This window comes from Streptomyces sp. NPDC002209, assembly GCF_042890265.1.
Classification (GTDB): domain Bacteria; phylum Actinomycetota; class Actinomycetes; order Streptomycetales; family Streptomycetaceae; genus Streptomyces.
On record NZ_JBIARX010000001.1, the window covers coordinates 610,970 to 627,695 of the forward strand.

At 69.5% G+C, this 16,726-nt stretch carries 19 protein-coding genes and 1 tRNA gene; 14 read left to right on the forward strand and 6 right to left on the reverse strand.

Features of this window, described 5'->3' with window-relative positions:
- The first annotated feature begins 257 nt into the window (after positions 1–257).
- Positions 258–1,430: an AAA family ATPase gene (locus ACFYXK_RS02825; RefSeq protein ID WP_389409517.1), complete on the forward strand. Its 1,173-nt coding sequence runs from the start codon at positions 258–260 to the stop codon at positions 1,428–1,430.
- 823 nt (positions 1,431–2,253) lie between these two features.
- Here the strand turns inward: ACFYXK_RS02825 and ACFYXK_RS02830 are convergent.
- Together ACFYXK_RS02830 and ACFYXK_RS02835 are read right to left on the reverse strand one after the other, a co-directional pair.
- Complete coding sequence (locus ACFYXK_RS02830) at positions 2,254–2,733, reverse strand: hypothetical protein (RefSeq protein ID WP_389409518.1); 480 nt, start codon at positions 2,731–2,733, stop codon at positions 2,254–2,256.
- Positions 2,734–2,744: 11 nt separating this feature from the next.
- Positions 2,745–3,212 carry an NUDIX hydrolase gene (locus ACFYXK_RS02835; protein WP_389409519.1) on the reverse strand — a complete coding sequence of 156 codons (468 nt, stop codon included), beginning with the start codon at positions 3,210–3,212 and terminating at the stop codon, positions 2,745–2,747.
- An 18-nt stretch (positions 3,213–3,230) separates the two neighbouring features.
- Between ACFYXK_RS02835 and ACFYXK_RS02840 the strand changes: the two genes are divergently transcribed.
- From ACFYXK_RS02840 to ACFYXK_RS02885, 10 genes are all read left to right on the forward strand, one after another.
- A complete protein-coding gene (locus ACFYXK_RS02840) occupies positions 3,231–4,010 on the forward strand; it encodes a GntR family transcriptional regulator (protein WP_389409520.1) in 780 nt (259 codons plus the stop codon).
- Positions 4,011–4,149: 139 nt separating this feature from the next.
- A complete protein-coding gene (locus ACFYXK_RS02845; protein ID WP_389409521.1) occupies positions 4,150–4,506 on the forward strand; it encodes a hypothetical protein in 357 nt (118 codons plus the stop codon).
- 2 nt (positions 4,507–4,508) lie between these two features.
- On the forward strand, positions 4,509–5,846 hold the full coding sequence (locus ACFYXK_RS02850; protein ID WP_389409522.1) for an FtsK/SpoIIIE domain-containing protein: 1,338 nt from the start codon (positions 4,509–4,511) through the stop codon (positions 5,844–5,846).
- A gap of 76 nt (positions 5,847–5,922) precedes the next feature.
- Complete coding sequence (locus tag ACFYXK_RS02855) at positions 5,923–6,564, forward strand: DUF2637 domain-containing protein (protein ID WP_389409523.1); 642 nt, start codon at positions 5,923–5,925, stop codon at positions 6,562–6,564.
- Between the two features lie 12 nt (positions 6,565–6,576).
- A complete protein-coding gene (locus tag ACFYXK_RS02860; RefSeq protein ID WP_030862311.1) occupies positions 6,577–6,768 on the forward strand; it encodes a mobile element transfer protein in 192 nt (63 codons plus the stop codon).
- An 18-nt stretch (positions 6,769–6,786) separates the two neighbouring features.
- Positions 6,787–6,945, forward strand: coding sequence for a hypothetical protein (locus ACFYXK_RS02865; protein WP_107048169.1), 159 nt, complete (start codon positions 6,787–6,789; stop codon positions 6,943–6,945).
- 21 nt (positions 6,946–6,966) lie between these two features.
- Entirely contained in the window at positions 6,967–7,299 is a 333-nt protein-coding gene (locus ACFYXK_RS02870; protein ID WP_389409524.1) for a SpdD-like protein, read from the forward strand.
- Positions 7,300–7,389: 90 nt separating this feature from the next.
- Positions 7,390–8,769, forward strand: a complete 1,380-nt coding sequence (gene repSA, locus ACFYXK_RS02875) for a replication initiator protein RepSA (RefSeq protein ID WP_389409525.1) — start codon at positions 7,390–7,392, stop codon at positions 8,767–8,769.
- On the forward strand, positions 8,766–8,954 hold the full coding sequence (locus tag ACFYXK_RS02880) for a helix-turn-helix domain-containing protein (protein ID WP_389409526.1): 189 nt from the start codon (positions 8,766–8,768) through the stop codon (positions 8,952–8,954). The genes repSA and ACFYXK_RS02880 overlap by 4 nt, the downstream gene beginning before the upstream one ends.
- A complete protein-coding gene (locus ACFYXK_RS02885; RefSeq protein WP_389409527.1) occupies positions 8,954–10,123 on the forward strand; it encodes a tyrosine-type recombinase/integrase in 1,170 nt (389 codons plus the stop codon). Before ACFYXK_RS02880 ends, ACFYXK_RS02885 begins: the two co-directional genes overlap by 1 nt.
- A gap of 55 nt (positions 10,124–10,178) precedes the next feature.
- On the opposite strand, the gene ACFYXK_RS02890 is transcribed toward ACFYXK_RS02885, so the two are convergent.
- Positions 10,179–10,253: transfer RNA gene (locus tag ACFYXK_RS02890), tRNA-Val, on the reverse strand.
- A 105-nt stretch (positions 10,254–10,358) separates the two neighbouring features.
- Here ACFYXK_RS02890 and ACFYXK_RS02895 point away from each other — a divergent pair.
- From ACFYXK_RS02895 to ACFYXK_RS02905, 3 genes are all read left to right on the forward strand, one after another.
- Positions 10,359–11,603: a hypothetical protein gene (locus ACFYXK_RS02895; RefSeq protein WP_389409528.1), complete on the forward strand. Its 1,245-nt coding sequence runs from the start codon at positions 10,359–10,361 to the stop codon at positions 11,601–11,603.
- 107 nt (positions 11,604–11,710) lie between these two features.
- Positions 11,711–12,433 (forward strand): DUF4383 domain-containing protein, encoded by a 723-nt coding sequence (locus ACFYXK_RS02900; protein WP_389409529.1) that lies wholly within the window; start codon positions 11,711–11,713, stop codon positions 12,431–12,433.
- Between the two features lie 38 nt (positions 12,434–12,471).
- Positions 12,472–12,675, forward strand: coding sequence for a zinc ribbon domain-containing protein (locus ACFYXK_RS02905; RefSeq protein WP_389409530.1), 204 nt, complete (start codon positions 12,472–12,474; stop codon positions 12,673–12,675).
- A gap of 6 nt (positions 12,676–12,681) precedes the next feature.
- On the opposite strand, the gene ACFYXK_RS02910 is transcribed toward ACFYXK_RS02905, so the two are convergent.
- Genes ACFYXK_RS02910 through ACFYXK_RS02920 form a run of 3 tightly spaced genes read right to left on the reverse strand, consistent with a single transcriptional unit; the run spans position 12,682 to position 16,696 of the window.
- Entirely contained in the window at positions 12,682–13,344 is a 663-nt protein-coding gene (locus ACFYXK_RS02910) for an O-methyltransferase (RefSeq protein ID WP_389409531.1), read from the reverse strand.
- On the reverse strand, positions 13,341–14,195 hold the full coding sequence (locus ACFYXK_RS02915; protein WP_389409532.1) for an HAD family hydrolase: 855 nt from the start codon (positions 14,193–14,195) through the stop codon (positions 13,341–13,343). Before ACFYXK_RS02915 ends, ACFYXK_RS02910 begins: the two co-directional genes overlap by 4 nt.
- The gene (locus tag ACFYXK_RS02920; RefSeq protein ID WP_389409533.1) at positions 14,192–16,696 is read right to left on the reverse strand and encodes a phosphoribosyltransferase; all 2,505 of its coding nucleotides are present in this window, start codon (positions 16,694–16,696) and stop codon (positions 14,192–14,194) included. The genes ACFYXK_RS02915 and ACFYXK_RS02920 overlap by 4 nt, the downstream gene beginning before the upstream one ends.
- Between the last annotated feature and the right edge of the window lie 30 nt (positions 16,697–16,726).

Here is a 16,726-nt window from a genome sequence, read left to right on the forward strand (position 1 = left end):
CCGCCCTCCCACAACCGTGCTGCCCTCGGGATCAGGACAGCGGTGCCGACCGGCAGCCACCACACCGGCACCCCAATCCGCAGACCCGCAATGCGCCTCGCAAGCGCCACTTCTTCCGTAGAGCCCTGATCCAGCGACGGTGCTCTCAGGACTCTGACCATCGCCGACCCCCCCAGTTCCGCGAAACTAGTCCCACCTGTAGGGCGTGAGTGCTTCAATGGTGCGCTAGTTGGCGATCTAGGCAGAGGCGGGCCCGAATGGTCGAGGACGCACCAAAGATGCAGCGCTTCTTTAAATTGGCGCAAGTCTTCACACCAAGCGCTCCAGTGGCAAGCCGAAGCTTCTTCGCAGGACGCGTTGAGCAGATTCTGGAAGTGACCGGCGCGATTGCGCAACCGGGACGGCATGTGATGCTATATGGAGAGCGCGGTGTCGGAAAGACCTCCTTGGCCAATATTCTGAGAGAAATTCTGGAGCCAATTGCTCCAGAATTTGGAGTCGTTGTACGGATTAACTGCAGTACTCAAGATACGTTCCGTACCCTTTGGGTAAAGGTCTTGGAGGCTGCCGAGCGGGATGTTCCGGAATCCTGGAAATATGGCACCCCCGATCCGGATAGTGTCCGTGTTCAGCTTCAGCACTTCCCTAAGGCGAGCGTAGTCATTCTAGATGAATACGACCGAATCGAGGACGATGATTCGCTCTCGCTGATGGCAGACTTGATCAAGAGTTTGTCTGATCACCTGGTATCCACGAAGCTCGTCATTGTGGGAGTGGCCGACTCTATTGACCAGCTCTTCGGCGAGCATCAGTCGATTCAGCGAGCCGTACAAGAAGTTCGGATGCCCAGGATGTCGCAGCCTGAGCTAGCAGACATCGTAGACACCGGCCTTAAGGCCGCAGAAATGGGAATCGAAGATGTCGCGCGGCAGCGCATCAGTCGACTCTCTGAAGGCTTTCCGCATTACGTGCACCTACTTAGCCTCTACGCTGGACAGCATGCGGTGTCCGACGACCGTCTAGCCGTTACCAAAGCTGACGTCAATGCGGCGATTAATCAGGCCATCGAAAAACATTCACTTGTGCGAGAATATCAGATGGCAATTCAGAGCCCTCGTCCCGGAACCTTGTTTTCGCGCGTGCTGGCGGCGTGTGCTCTTGCGGAAAAGAACCGGCTCGGTCAGTTCACTGCCAGCGCAGTACGCGACCCGATGAGCAAGATCATGGGGCGTCCGTACGAAATTCCCGCCTTCGCGACCCACCTAAAGGCTTTTACCGAGATGGATCGCGGCTCGGTTCTGCGCCGGGAGGGCACGGAGCGTCGGTATACTTACCGATTTAATAATCCCCTCTTGCAGTCGTTTGCCATCCTTACTTCGCTTGCCGATGGAGAAATCCCTGAAGGGTATGCTGCGGAAATATTTGACTAGTTGCCGAGCGTCGGTAAGTCGAAAGCGCGGCCGGATGGACCCGTAACTCCCATCCCGTCTGCCGTCGCCCCACACGCATGTGGAGCGGGCGCATGCCCTGGCGTCCACGTGGAGCGCACCACTGTACGAACGACCTGGACGCCCGGGCCCGTGCCTGCTCGGCTTGCCTGGCGACGGCAGACGGATGGGAGCCTCCGACGCTCGCCACGACGTACCTGCACCCGCGTACGACGCCCCGTCCATCCCGGAGTCGTAGCGCCCCCACCGGAGGCATCGTTCTGAGGTGTACTGACTCACTGCAGGTAGCCCGGGCGCTTCCCTCATCAGTGCTACAGGTAAGTGCCTCCATCAGCCCTCGCCGAGACGACATGCTCATCAGCCACAACGAGACCGGTACCGACGCGGAGCGACCACACCGGCCGCCGCCACATCGCGGCAGCAGCTGCTCCCCGCCAGCCCATTCCCGGTGGTGCGGTCGCCTCACGCTCCCGTCATCCGTGACGGCGGGGGTACGGCGCCCGGCCCAACCCAGGCCCGGCAGTCGGCCGGCCTTGCGCAAGAGGCCACCCCTCCCTCGCCGCTGGCCGTCTTTTGGCACCCCGTCCCGGTCGCAGTCGGCAGCGCTCGAGGCCACGCATGCCATGTGACGGTTGCCGTGCCTGAACGCCCGCCTGAAGCGCTGCCTATCAATCCGAGCCGTAGGCGTGCGGACGGCGGCCGGGCTGGAGCGGGGCGCAGACAGGAGCGCAGGCCCGGGCGCCGGGCCGCACGCGCCGCGCGTGCGCGGCGCGTGCCTTGATGAAGTAGGGAAACTCTTACCGCGCTACGGACCTGTGTCTATCAGGGCAGCGCGGTTCGCTTCGATGTGTGTGATCAAGTCGGTTAGTGAGCACTCGATCTGGGCGCCTTTGATCGGGGCGAAGTCGGTGACTTTGGGGGCAGTGGTGGCGTAGTTGGACGGCTCGATGCCCCAGGCCTCGATGTGGCTCCAGCCGGCCTGAACGAGGGCTGCCTGTCCGTCCGGCGATGAGACGCGGAGCCATGCCGTGCACTGGTCCGAGAAGTCGTAGGGCAGGTAGGCAGTGCCGCCGGACCCCATGAGGTCGGAGACCTGCTCGTTCCACTGCTCCAACAAGCGTCCGAGTTTGGTTCCGAGGTCTGCGCCTGCGGCTGCTGGGGACGCGTCGATGGCGAAGTAGTACGAATCGCAGACGTGTCGATGGGTGGCGATGCTCAGCCGGAGATCGCTGTGGTCTCCGCGTGTGGAGGTGCGTTCGAGGTTCAGGGCGAGGTTCGTGGTCAACGTGTCCGCATTCAGTGGGCAGGGGTGAGGGTTCGGCCATCGTGGCTGCGGACGTGGGGGCCCTCGTCGTCCAGGGCGTCCAGCAGACGGATCGCGTAGACCTCGGACATGCGGGCCGCTACCTCTTCCGGGGTCAGCCAGGCGACTGCGGTCGACTCGTTGGAGGTGCGTTCCGTGCCGCCGGAGGGCTTGCAGCGGAAGACCAGGGCGACGATGCCCCGGGTGGTGTTCTTGTAGACCCCGGTGAGCTCCTGGACTTCGACCTCGATGCCTGTTTCCTCCAGGACCTCGCGGCGGACGCCGGCTTCTGGGGACTCGGTGAGTTCGAGGACTCCGCCCGGGAGCTCCCAAGTTCCGTTGTCCGCTCGGCGGATCGCCAGGAGCCGGCCGTCCTCGCGTAGCACGGCCCCGGCCACGGACACGGAATGCAGTGGCGTTGACTTGTGCTGCGGGGAACCCGTACTCATGTACAGGAGCATAGGAGGAAGAGAAGGACTATGGGAACCGCAGTGGGAGGTGGCAAGGCCGTACCGCGGTACGTCCAGATCGCCGACGAGATCGTTCAGCAGATCCGGGCCGGGGTGCTGGGTGCCGGCGACATGGTGCCGAGCGAGTCTGAGCTCGTGGATCGGTATGGCGTCTCTGGCGGGACCATTCGTAAGGCCATGGTCGAGGTGCGGGCGAGTGGGCTCGTGGAGACTCGGCACGGCAAGGGGTCGATTGTTAAGGCCCGGCCGCCCGTGCGGCACCGGTCGTCTGAGCGGTTTCGGCGTACTCATCGGCAGGAGGGGCGAGCGGCCTACCTTGCCGAGTCCGCACAGTCCGGCGCCGAGGCCAAGGTGAGCGTGCTGTTCATCGGGCCCATGGAGGCCCCGGAGGACATTGCCGGACGGCTTGGGGTTGAGGCCGGCACTCAGGTGCTTGCCCGGCGGCGGCTGTACTTCCGGAACGGGACCCCGGTGGAGACCGCGACCTCGTACCTGCCGTGGGACGTCGTGAAGGACATCCCTGAGCTGTTCGCCGAGAATCCTGGTGGCGGTGGGATCTATGCCCGGCTTGAGGAACACGGCCATGTCTTTGTCGAGTTCGTGGAGACCTTGCAGGCCCGGCCGGCCTCGAAGGCTGAGACGTCCGAGCTGGCGCTGAGTCCTGGCGCGCCTGTCGTGCATCTGGTGCGAGATGCGGTGACTGAGGCGGGTCGCGTGGTGGAGGTCTGCGACACCCTCATGGCCGCTGACCAGTTCGTTTTCGAGTACCGGATCCCAGCGCGCGACTGACGACTCCTCAACTCCCCACAGCCCGCTGCGAGTTTTCTTCCGCAGCGGGTTGACTCATGTATAGGAGTCGGGCACTCTTCTTCATGTCACTCATGTACATGAGTGGAGGAGTTCTACCCCTATAGAGGAGTGATCTTCAGTGCGTCAGATCCCCGTCGACACCTCCGCCGCCATGGTGATGGTGGCCCAGCCGCCGGCCGCCAAGGTCAAGGACCGCCGTACCGGCGAGATCGCCACCGACCCCGAGACCGGCGTCCGCATGATGACCGTGGACGTGCTCTTCGCCGCCTACGGCGAGGCCGAGGTCCTCTCCGTCACCGTCCCCGAGACCGGCATCACCGGTGAGCTCGTGATGGGCACGCCGGTCGGACTGACCGGACTCGTCGCCCGCCCGTGGGAGAACGAGTTCAACGGCCAGAAGCGCCACGGCATCAGCTTCCGCGCCGTCGCCGTGACCTCGCTCGTCCAGGCCGCCTCCGCGCCGAAGACTGCCTGATCATGGACGTCTTATGGGTCGTCCTGCCGCTGCTGCTCGTCGTCGCACTTGTCCTGCGGCGGTACCGTCCGGGCTGGTACTGGGTGACCTTCGGGGTCACCTGCGCTGCGGTTCGCGTCTTGGCCCGCTACCGGTCGGTGATGGATGCCTGCGGGCTCACCGTCCCGCCCTCGCGCTGGCGCCTGGCACTGGCCCGGCTGACTGACCGTCCCGCGCCGGAATCCCGGTCGCCCCGGATCCTGTGGATCCGCCCCACCCGTACCGGCCTGGTACTCCGCCTCAAGATTCGGTCCGGTCAGGACGCGTTCGACTTCTCGGCAGCCTCGGACCGCCTCCGGCACTCCTTCGTCCTGCACGCCGTCACCGCGCAGGAGATTCGCTCGGGAGTCGTCGAACTGCGGATGACCGGCTACGACGTCCTGCGGGAGGTTCGGATGCCCGCCTCTCCTCCGGCTTCTGGAGTCCTTCGGATTCCGGTTGCTCTGCGCGAGGACGGGACCGTGCATCATCGCGACTATCTGTCGGTCCCGCACGCGTTGAACGTGGGCGCCACGAAGTCTGGGAAGTCCGTCTACCAGCGCAACCTGGTCACCGGTCTTGCGCCGTGTGACGTCGCCCTGGTTGGGATCGACTGCAAGAACGGAGTCGAACTCGCTCCCCTTGCGCGGCGGTTCACAGCTCTGGCCGACAACCCGGACACGGCTGCTGACCTGCTCGCCGCCCTCGTCCAGTACATGGATCGCGTCTACCAGGTCATACGTGCTGAGCAGCGGGTCAGCGCCGATCTGCCAGACGCGGACATCACCGCCGATATCTGGGACCTACCCGAACACCTGCGCCCCACACCTGTCGTGGTCCTCGTGGATGAGGTCGCTGAGCTGGCCCTCGCCGCGAACAAGAAGGAGGAGGTCCGGAGGGACCAGATCGTCACCCACCTCGTACGGCTTTCCCAGCTCGGTCGCGCCGCCGGCATCCACCTGGAGATTTGCGGCCAGCGCTTCGGATCCGAACTCGGCAAGGGCATCACCATGCTCCGCGCCCAGCTCACCGGCCGCACCGCCCACCGCGTCAACGACGAGACCTCGGCCAACATGGCCTTCGGTGACATCTCCTCCGAGGCCGTGCTCGCCGCCATCCAGATCGACAAGGACCGGCCCGGCACCGCCGTAGTCGGCGACTCCTCTGGCGGCTGGACCCGCATCCGTACGCCGCACACCACGCTCCGCCAGGCCGTGGACGTCTGCAACGCCCACGCGTATCGCACGCCGCAGATCCCGGAGCTGGATCCCTTCCGGCCCGTGCTGCCCGCCCGCGTCCTCACCGGGACTGTCCTGCCGTAGCACCTGCCCCACTCGGTCGGCGTGACCTCTCACGCCAGGTCCCTACCCGACCCATGCCTGAAAGGAGGTGAAGCACGTGGCCCGCCTCGTCCGCCCGGACGCCGTACTCGTCCAAGCAGTCATCGCGGGGGCCCTGTCCTTCGCCCACCTGCACGACCTTGCCGAAGCGGCTGGACAGGAGGGATGGAAAGCCTGGGCCTACCCGGTCAGCGTGGACCTGCTCCTCGTCGCCGCCTGGCGCCGACTTCGCTGCCTCCGGGACGCGGGGGAGGCGACCGGGCCCGCGTGGACCTGGTTCACCATCGCCCTGGCCGCGTCGCTCGGCGCGAACGTCGCCACCGCCGGACTCCTCGACCTGGCCCACGTCCCGGACTGGCTCCGGATCCTCGTCGCCGGATGGCCGGCGCTCGCATTCCTCGGCGGGACTCTGCTCGTCCACCCGCACACGGCACCGTCCGCCGAGCCTGAGTCGGCTTCTGTGCCTGGTCCCGTGCTTGTGCGGAAACCGCCCGACGAGCCTGAACCCGCTCCGGCACTGCCCGCGCCGGTTCAGGAGGTGCCGACTGTCATCGCTCCGCCCGCCCTCGTCGCTCACGCCCAGAAGCTCGCCGCCGATCACCGCACCCGCACCGGCTCGGAGATCGACACCGAGACTCTGCGCGCCCGGCTCGGCGTACCGCTCCCGATGGCAGAGGCCATCGCCGTCCAGCTCGTCTGAGGGGAGACCTCGATGCCCGTCCGGAACTCGTTCCACTCGCTCATGAAGATCGGCCCGGTCCAGATCGGCACCTACCGCGACAACCGCGGCCGCACCAAGCACGCCGCCGTGTGCACTGCCGACGGCTGCGGCTGGTCCGCCGACTACGCGAGCTCCGCCGCCGCCCAGCTCGCCGCCCGCTCCCACCGCTGCCGCATCAACTGACCTGAAGGACACACCGCCGTGGATGTACCGCTCTGGCTCGCCCTGATCGTCGTCGGAGTTCTCGGCTACAAGCTCATCCGCCCGCCGCTGTGGCTCGTCGCCGTGATCCTCCTCGGCGGCTTCCTCCTCGCGGACAGCTTCCTCGCCCCGGCCATCGACACCGCGATCAACAAGTAACCCGCCCGGAAGGAGAACCACATGATCCGGCCCAAGATCCCGGTCAACCCGCTCCCGACCGGCCTCGTCATCCCGCTCGACCAGCCGACCACCGCCGTTGAACCCCACACGGGTACGGCTCCCGCCTGCGACTGCCACCACGCCCCAGTTCAGCCGACGTCCCGTGTGCAGCTGCCCGCCGTCCGCCTCACTCCGGTCGGCCTCGTCGCCGCCGTCGCCGGTGGTGCGGGCCTGGTCCTCGTCATCGGCGCGGTCCTGGTCTCGATGCTCCTGGCCGTCGCCATCACCGGCGCCTCGGTCGCCGTCTGCGCCGTCGTCCTGCGTTCGCTCCTCAACGGCCAGCACCACCACTGACCGGCCCCGGGACGGCCTCAACCGCCAAGTCTCCGCCGTCCCGGCGCCGTGCTCCTGCCCGAACCAGAAGATCCGGAAGGAAGCTCCATCATGTCCCGGCACCACCCCGCCCCGGGCATCCTCGGTGAAATGCTGAAGGTGGCCGCGGCCCCCGATTACGCCCGCTGGGAGGACCAGATCCGCCGTACGGGCGGCTGCTCCGACCCGATCCACATCACCGGCTGGACCGTCTCCAAGGACAAGACCTCCGGCGAGACCCTGCACCGCTACTCCACTCAGAACGAGCCCGGTGGCCGACTGCGGATCGCCTGCGGCAACCGCCGCGCCTCCCGCTGCCCGGCCTGTGCCTGGACGTACGCCGGAGACACGTACCACCTGATCCGGGCCGGTCTCGCGGGGGACGAACGCCGGGAGATCCCTGCCACGGTGCGCGAACACCCCCGGGTCTTCGCCACCCTCACCGCACCCTCCTTCGGTCCGGTCCACAACCGCCCCGCTGGCCGCCCGTGCCGCTGCGGCAAGCACCACCAGGAGGACGCGCCCGAACTCGGTACTGCCCTCGCCCCGAACACCTATGACTACGCCGCCGCAGTGCTCTTCAACAACCACGCCGGGCAGCTCTGGCAGCGCTTCACCACCCGCCTGCGCCGAGAGATCGCCGCCTACGCCGGACTGACCCAACGCGAGCTGAAGGAGGAAGCCCGGATCTCCTACGGCAAGGTCGCCGAATTCCAAAAGCGCGGAGCCATCCACTTCCACGCAGTGATCCGCATCGATGGAGCAGATGGCCCGTCCAGCCCTCCACCGCACTGGGCCAGTACGGAACTCCTTGATCGCTCGATCCGGGCCGCTGTCGCCCACTCCTACACCTCGGTGAGCCTCCCCGGCGCCGGAGACCAGCCCACCCGTACGTTCCGGTGGGGCACTCAGCTCGACGTACGCCCCATCAAGGCGTTCGGAGACGGATCCAACATCACCGAGCAGGCAGTCGCCTCGTACGTCGCCAAGTACGCCACCAAGGCGGCGGAGAACACGGGCACTCTCGACCGACCCATCGGCAACCGCGAGGCCCTGGTGCTCCTGGACGTGTCCGAGCACACGGCCCGGCTCATCGCGGCCTGCCTCGACCTGGACCCGCTCTACCCGGACCGCCGCCTTGCTGCCTGGTCCCACATGCTCGGCTTCCGCGGCCATTTCTCCACCAAGTCCCGCCAGTACTCCACCACCCTCGGCGCCCTCCGCCAGACCCGCGCCGACTACCGCGCAGCCCAAGAGCGCGAAGCCCGCGGCCTCGGCGACATCGAGCCGGACACCGTTCTTGTCCTCGCTTCCTGGCAGTACGCCGGCCACGGCCACTCCCCCGGTGAGTCAGTCCTCGCCGCGTCCATCGCCCGCGACATCCAGCTCAACCGGCAGACGGCCAGAGAGGCCCTGCACGACCAACTCGCCCTGGAAGGAGCCGAGTCATGACCACCCCCATTGCCGAACTGCTGACCGTGCCCGAGGTCATGGGGCGGCTCAAGCTCGGGCGCTCGACCGTCTACGACCTCATCCGGTCCCGGCGGCTCGTGTCCATCACCATCGGCCGGGCCCGCCGTATCCCCGCGGACGCCGTCCGGGAGTTCATCGACCACGAAATCGAGGAGGCTGCCTGATGGCCGCCCAGCGCAAGCGCAATCCCAATGGAGCTGGCACCATCACCCAGCGGAAGGACGGGCGGTATCAGGCGGCCGTGTACGTCCTCCAGCCCGATGGCACCCGGGCCCGGAAGTTCGCCTACGGCAAGACCTGGGCCGAGTGCGATGCCAAGCGCCGCGAGCTGCTCGCCAAGGTGGACCAGGGCGTGCCCGTGCCCACCCGGTCGGCCAAGCTCGCCGAGTGGCTGCCGTACTGGCTGGAGAACATCGTGCAGCCGCACCGCAAGCGCACGACCTACGCCAAGTACGAGACCCATGTCCGGCTCTACCTGGTGCCGATGCTCGGCACCAAGCGGCTGGAGTCCCTGAGCGTCGCCGACGTACGGCGGGCCCTGGTGCAGCTGCAGAAGCAGACCAGCGCGGCGACCACCAAGGAGTCGCACCGGGTGCTGCGGACGGCCCTCGCCGCCGCCTGCCGAGAGGAACTGATCAGCCGGAACGTGGTGTCACTCGTCGAGCCGCCCAAGGTCCAGTCCCGCGAGATGTCGCCCTGGGAGCTGGGCGAGACCCTCGACTTCCTCGCCGCCGCACGCAAGGACCCGCTGTATCCCGCCTTCGTCCTCGCCATTGCCCTCGGCCTGCGACGCGGTGAACTCGTCGGGCTCCGGTGGGAGAACGTGGACCTGGAGAAGCGGGAGATCCGGGTTCGGAGCCAGCGACAGCGTGTTCGTGGAGAGGCCTACGAGGACGACCCCAAGGGGCGCCGCCGCCGACAGACTCTCCCCCTGCCCGGGATATGTGTCGCTCCCCTGCGGTGGCAGCGGATGAAGCAGACGGAGATGCGGGCCAAGGCCGGGGAAACGTGGCAGGAGACCGGGTACGTCTTCACGACGCGGAACGGGCGGCCCGTCGAGCCGCGGAATGTGTACCGGTCTTTCACTCGAGTAGCCAAGGACGCCGGTTTGAGGGTGATTCGACTGCACGACGCGCGGCACGGGACGGCGACTTTGCTGACCGCCGCCGGTGTCCCGCCCCGAGTGGTAATGGAGATCCTCGGGCACTCGCAGATCGCGGTCACCATGAACGTGTACGCGCACGTCGTCCAGGACACGCAGCGCGAGGCGGTCGGGCACATGGACCGGCTGCTCAGGACCCGGCGCACGGCCGTCCCTGAACATGCCCGTTGATGTCAGACAGAGATGTCAAAGGCCCCCAACCGTGATCGGTTGGGGGCCTTTGTGCTGGTGGGCGTGGACGGTTTCGAACCGCCGACATCTGCTTTGTAAGAGCAGCGCTCTACCCCTGAGCTACACACCCGTGGATGAGTGGACAGCCTACATGGCGGGCGCACCCCCCACGCAAACCCGCATCCGTGGGAGAGAATGGACCGGGGCATGGCGGAGGCGGTACGGGAGAGGGATTGTGACGACGGCATCCCGGCGGTGGTTCGGCGGGCGGGACGAGAGTCGGCGGGCGGATGCGCAGGCGGCGAAGGATGCCGCCGCGGCCGCGTTCTACGAGCTGGACACCGCGCAGCGGGATCTGCGGATTTCCATGGAGACCATCGCGGCCGCCGACGGGTCGCCCGCGGCGCGGCAGGCCGGGGAGGGGTTCGCCGCGCTCGGGCAGAGGATCGACCAGGTCAGCCATGTCTACATCGAGGCGGTCGATGCGCACGACCTCGACCGCGTCGACCTCGAGGGGTCCGTCGCCTCGCGGGCGCGGGAGCAGCTGACGCGGGCGCGGGACGAGCTCGTGCGGGTCAAGGGCGAGCTGGACCGGTTCGCGCAGGGCCTGCAGCCGTTGCTGGACAAGGCCGAGACGCAGCTGGCGCGGGTGGCGCCCGCCCGGGAGCGGGCCAGGGCCGCGCTGCTCGCGGCGAGCACGGCGCTGGACGAGGTGCGCGGCAAGGGGATGCGGGCCGACGAGTTCGCGGCGCGGCTGGCCGCGCTGGGGCCGGAGCTGACCCTGCTGAACCAGGGTGCCGCCCAGCACGGGGTGCAGGAGACCGTGCAGCGCGCCGACCGGATCCTGCGTGACGCGGAGGCGATACGGGCCGAGGTGGCGCGGCTCCCGGAGCGGGCCGCGGAGATCGACCGGCGCCTGGTGAGCCTGCGGACCCGTGCCCAGGCGCTGCGCAATCGGGCGGACCGGGTGGATCCGGTTCTCAGTGAGCTGCGCCGGCGGTTCAGTGCCGCGTGCTGGCAGGACCTGCAGCAGGTGCCGGACCAGGCCGTACGGGACGTGGCGCGGGCCGAGGAGCAGCTGAGCGAGGCCGCGCGGGCGCGGGAGGAGCAGCGCTGGGCGGACGTCGGGGCGCTGGTCGAGTCGGTCCGCGGTGCGCTGGATGCGACCGACGAGGCGGTGTCGGCCGCGCAGGACCGGCTGTCGCGGCTGGAGGCGGTGGCGCGGGACCCGCAGGCGGAGGTGCAGCGGACCCGGTTCGCGATCCGGGATGCGCAGCGGCTGGCGATGGAGGGCCGCAGTGTGCCCGATCCGCGGCATGCGCGGCCGCTGGACGAGTCGGTGGCCCGGATGGAGCGGGCGCTCGCCGGGCTGGAGGAGCGGCATCCCGACTACTGGCATTTCCTTCAGGAGATGGAGCAGGTGCGGGGGGACGTGGGGCGGGTCGTCTCCGACATCCGCGGCAGGCGCGGGGGCGGCTGAGGCCCGACATCCGCCGCAGGCGGGGAAGCGGCCGAGGCACGCGCTTGTCGCGGGGTGGGCATGGGCGGATGCTGGGAGGTGGCTGGAACAGAGCCTAGGAGGGCGTGATGGCTGCCCATGTTTCGCATACCTCTCGTGCGTCCGCCGCACCCCGCGCGAGCGCACCCCCCGAGCCCGCACCCCCCGTGACCGCACCGCATGCGGCCTACGGGTGCCACGAGCCCCATGAGCATTACGCGCCGTACGTGGCCCATGCTCCGATCGAGGTCCCCGCACCGCACGTCCCCTACCTGGTGCGGCGCGTCGCGCATCCCGTCAATGCCCGGCTCGACGAGCACCTGCCCACCGACCACAAGCTCAGCAAGGTGTACCGGGTGGGCGCGGGTCTGACGGGTCTGCTGCTGGTCGTCTTCGGGATCCTCGGGCTCATCGACCAGATCGGGTTCTTCGACACCGGCGGCGCGACGGTGCTCGCGCTGAACACCAACGGCGCGCTGAGCGTCCTGTCGATCTGCATCGGGGTGCTGCTGTTCGTCGGGATGGTGATCGGCGGGAACTTCGCCTCCACCCTCAACATCGTGCTGGGGCTGGCCTTCATCGCCAGCGGGTTCGTGAATCTCGCCCTGCTGGACACGAGCCTGAACTTCCTGGCCTTCGAGATCCAGAACGTGCTGTTCAGCTTCATCGTCGGCGTGATGCTGATGTGGTTCGGGATGTACGGGCGGGTGGGCAGCGCCCTGCCGCACGACAATCCGTACTGGCGCGCCCGCAACCCCGAGCAGGCCGCACGGGAGGACCGGGCACGCGCCGCCGCCCTGCACGGGATCTGAGGCTGTGGCGGGGCCGTACCGCTCTGTAGCCTGGGGCCATGCCTCGTTACGAATTCCGCTGCCGGACCTGCGACGACACCTTTGAGGTCAGCCGGCCCATGGCCGAGTCGTCCGCTCCCGCCGACTGCCCCGCCGGGCACGACGACACCGTCAAGCTGCTGTCCGCCGTCGCCGTGGGCGGGACCAGCAGCGCCCCCGCCCCGTCCGGCGGGGGCTGCTGCGGTGGTGGCGGCTGCTGCTGACCCGACCTAGCGGCGCTTGCGCGACAGGGTGATGCCGTCCGAGATCGCCAGCAGGACCGACTCCATGCGGGAGTCGGCCGCGACGTGCTCGTTGTAGGCGCGCACCCCTGCGGCCGAGCCCTTGGCGGACTCGTCCAGGACCGTGCCGTGGAACAGCGTGTTGTCCGTGACGATCAGCCCGCCCGGGCGCAGCCGCGGAACGAGCTCCTCCCAGTACGCGATCTGGCTTTCCTTGTCGGCGTCCACGTACGCCATGTCGATGTGCGGTTCCTGCGGCATGGCGCGCAGGGTGTCCAGCGCCGGGGCGATCCGCAGGTCGATCCGGTCGGCGACGCCCGCCGCCTTCCAGGCCTCGCGGCCGTACGCGGTCCACTCCTCCGAGACGTCGCAGGCGACGAGCGTGCCGTCCGCCGGCAGGGCCTGCGCCATCGACAGGGTCGAGAAGCCGGTGAAGGTGCCGATCTCGACGATGTGCCGGGCGCCGGTCAGGCGGACCAGGAAGGCCAGCAGCGGGCCCTGCTCCTCCGCCGACTGCATGCCGGCCACGTCCGGGAACTTCTCGTACGTCGTCGCCACCAGCCCCCGCTGGACCTCGTCCAGCGGGGGGTTGTGGTCGAGCACGTAGCGGTACAGCTCGTCGGTGATCTTGGTGCTGTTGCCCTTGGTCATGCGCCCAGTGTGCCGACTCCACCGTCCGGACGGACGGCTTCCTGGGCGACCGCGCGGGCGAATGCGCGCACGATTTCCTCGCCGGCCAGGACGCCCGCCGCGGCCAGGGGCGTGACCGTCGGCGCGGTCCAGCCCGCGTCGGCCAGTTCGCCGTGGCCCGGGCGCCAGGCCGCGTCCGCCGCCAGCAGCAGGTCCGCGTCCAGCAGGGAGTCGCCGGCGGCGAGGGTCGTGGACGCGCCGGTACGGCGGGCCACCTCGTGCATGGCGGCGCTCTTGGTGAGCGGGCGCGGCACGGCGTAGATCTTGCGGCCCTGGAGGGAGACGGTCCAGCCGCGCCCGTCGGCCCATTCCGTCAGCGCCTTGACCCACTCCTGCGGGACCAGGGCGCGTTCGACGACCAGGTACGCGAACAGGTCCTCCGCGACCCGCGCCTTGCGCAGCCATGCCGGGTCCGCCGTGGCCAGCAGGTGCCCGTGCACCTCCTCCAGCGGGGCGCACTCCTCGGCCAGCCGCGCCGCCACCCGGCGCCGCCAGTCCCGGTCCGGGACGCCGTCGACCAGCAGCTGCCCGCCGTTGGCGCAGATCGCGTACGGCGCCGGGCGCCCGGGGAAGCGGATGCGCTGGTACTGCTTGCGCGTACGGGTCGTGGTCGGGACGAAGACCACCGCGGGATCGGCGGTCAGCTCGGCCAGCAGCGCCGCAGCCGTCTCCGTCATGTACGACAGCGGCTTGCTCTCGTGCACCTCGACGCACAGCAGCCGCGGGGCCACCGGGTCGGGCATGGTCAGGCCGAGGGCGGCCGCCGAGTAGATGAGCGTGCGGTCGAGATCACTGGCTACCAGGACAGTCACTTGGAGGCCACAGCCTTTCCGTCGGCGCCCGTGGCGCCGCGCGTGAAGCGGGGGTGGATGAGTCCTACACACGTGTACGGGAGCCCGTCGACCTCTTCCACCGGCACGCCCCGCTGCTCGGCGAGCAGCCGTACGTGGTCGAGGTCGGCCCCGGCGCCGCGCTGCGCCAGGATCTTCCACGGCACGCGCCGCAGCAGCACCCGCGTCGTCTCGCCGACGCCGGGCTTGACCAGGTTCACGTCGTGGATGCCGTACTCCTCGCTGATGCGCTCGACCGCCGCCCAGCCCTCCCAGGTGGGTGAGCGGTCGGCGGCGAGGAGCTCCTTGACCTCGGCGTCGACGGTCTCGGCCACCTCGTCGAAGCGGGCGGCGACGGTGTCGATGAAGCCGGTGGAGACATCGGCTGCGGCGAGCTCGCGGTAGAACTTCGCGCCGTGGAAGTCGGCGGGCCCGACCAGGTCGGACCTGAGCACCGTACGCGAGATCAGTCCGGAAACGGTGGAATTGAGGCAGGCGGAGGGGATCAGGAAGTCCTCGCGGGTGCCGTACGTGCGCACGCAGGAGCCGGGGTCGGCGAGGACCACGATCTCCGGATCGAAGCCCGGGAACTCGCGAAGGGCGGCCGCCAGCTCCCGCGTGATGGCGCCCTTGCCCGTCCAGCCGTCGACGAAAACCACGTCGGCGGGGTCGTGGTGGGCGGCCAGCCAGCGCAGCGCGTTGGGGTCGATGCCGCGGCCGCGCACGATGGAAACGGCGTAGTGGGGCAGGTCCAGGCCGTGCCGGGCCCGGGCCCAGCGGCGCATGAGGACGCCGACGGGGGTGCCGGCGCGGGCGAGGGAGACGAGGACCGGGGAGGGGGACCGCTCGGCGAGGACCGTCTCGGTGACCGTGCCGACGGCCCGGGCGATGCGGGCGGCGGACGCGGCCAGCGCGCTCCGGTACAGCTCCTGGTACTGGGGGGACGGCTGGTACTCGACGGGCAGCGACTCGGCGTAGTGCGCGCCGCCCGCCTGGATGGCCTCCTCGCGCTCCTCGGTCGGGGCCTCGAGCGCCACGTCGGAGAGGTCCTGGAGCAGCCAGCCGCAGTCTTCGGCCGCGTACGAGGAGAAGGCGGGTCCGCGCAGGGGCTCGGGCAGGATCGGCTCGGGCATGATCGGCTCCCGCCGGTCGGAGGAAACGTCGCAGGAAACGTCGGGGGCGTACGAGGGGACCACCGCGAGCAGGACCCGGCCGGCGTGCGGGGCCAGGCGGGCGAGCAGCCCGCCCGGGGCGTGCAGCGCGCCGGTGTCCCCGTGGCTGTCGACGACGGCGACGACGGTGTCGAAGCCGGCGCCCGCGATGTTGTAGGCGTACCGGTCGCCGGGCCCGTCGGCGGGAGCGTCGTGGGCGGGGAAGACGAGCCGGGTGCGGATGGCGTAGCCGGGGTCGTCGACGGCGAGCACGGGCGAGCGGGTGGTGGTCGAGAACCGGACCTCGGCCGCGGCACCCGACTCCTCCAGGGCGCGCGCGAGGCGCAGCGGCGCGTACATAAGCTCCTCGTTGCCGAGTACGAGGACCCTCCCGGCCTCGGCTCCGAGTGCGTCGGCGAGCTGCCGGGCCAGCGCGGGCAGGGCTGCCTCGAGCCGGGCGCGGTGCTCGGGGGTGAACCCGTGCCGGCCGCCGTCGGGGACCCCGTCGGGCCAGTCCAGCTCGACCCGCCGGGCGGGGGCCGCGGCCGGAGCCGAAGCGGACGGGGCAGCCCCCGCATCCTGCTCCTCGTACTCCTCGACCAGCGCCTGCCCCTTGGCCAGGACCCCCTCGGGGAGGTGCACCGTGCCGGAGGCCAGGGCCACCAGGTCGACGCGCGCGCCGAGCTCGGCGGCGAAGGCGGTGAGCCGGTCGCGGTCGGCCGGGGAGCGCATGTCGACGAGGGCGACGACCACGTAGTGCCCGCGGGGGTGGCGGGCGTGCAGGTCGCGGATGGTGTTCAGGACCGTGTTGCCGGTGGAGAACTCGTCGTCGACGAGGACCAGCGGCCCGCTGCCGGCCAGCAGCTTCGGGTCCTCCGGCAGCAGCAGGTGCGAGGTGGCGTGCGAGTGGGCCTCCTCGAACCCGCCGGCGGGCTCCACGCCCGGTACGGGGCGGCGGGTGGAGTGCAGGTAGGGGGCCGCGCCGAGGCCGTCGGCCACGCAGTGGCCCAGCCCGGTCGCGGTCTCGGCGTACCCGAGGACCACCGCGGAGGCGGCGTCGTCGCCCAGCAGGGCGCGGACGCGCTCGCCGAGTCCGCGTCCGGCGGCGTAGACGGCCTCCGGGGACTGCGGGACGTGCTTGCCCAGCACCTGCGAGACCAGCAGGTGGGCCCGCTTCGGGTTGCGCCGCAGCGCCAGCCCGAGCAGCTCGTCCAGCCGTGGGGATCCCGGGTCGCCGGCCTCCTCCAGGCGTACGCCCAGCCGGTCCGCGACCCAGGTTCCCGACCACACCGCGTCGATCGTCTTGCCTCTCTCCGTGTTCGAGCCGTTCACGCTCTTCGAGCGATCCGAGGGATCCGGGGG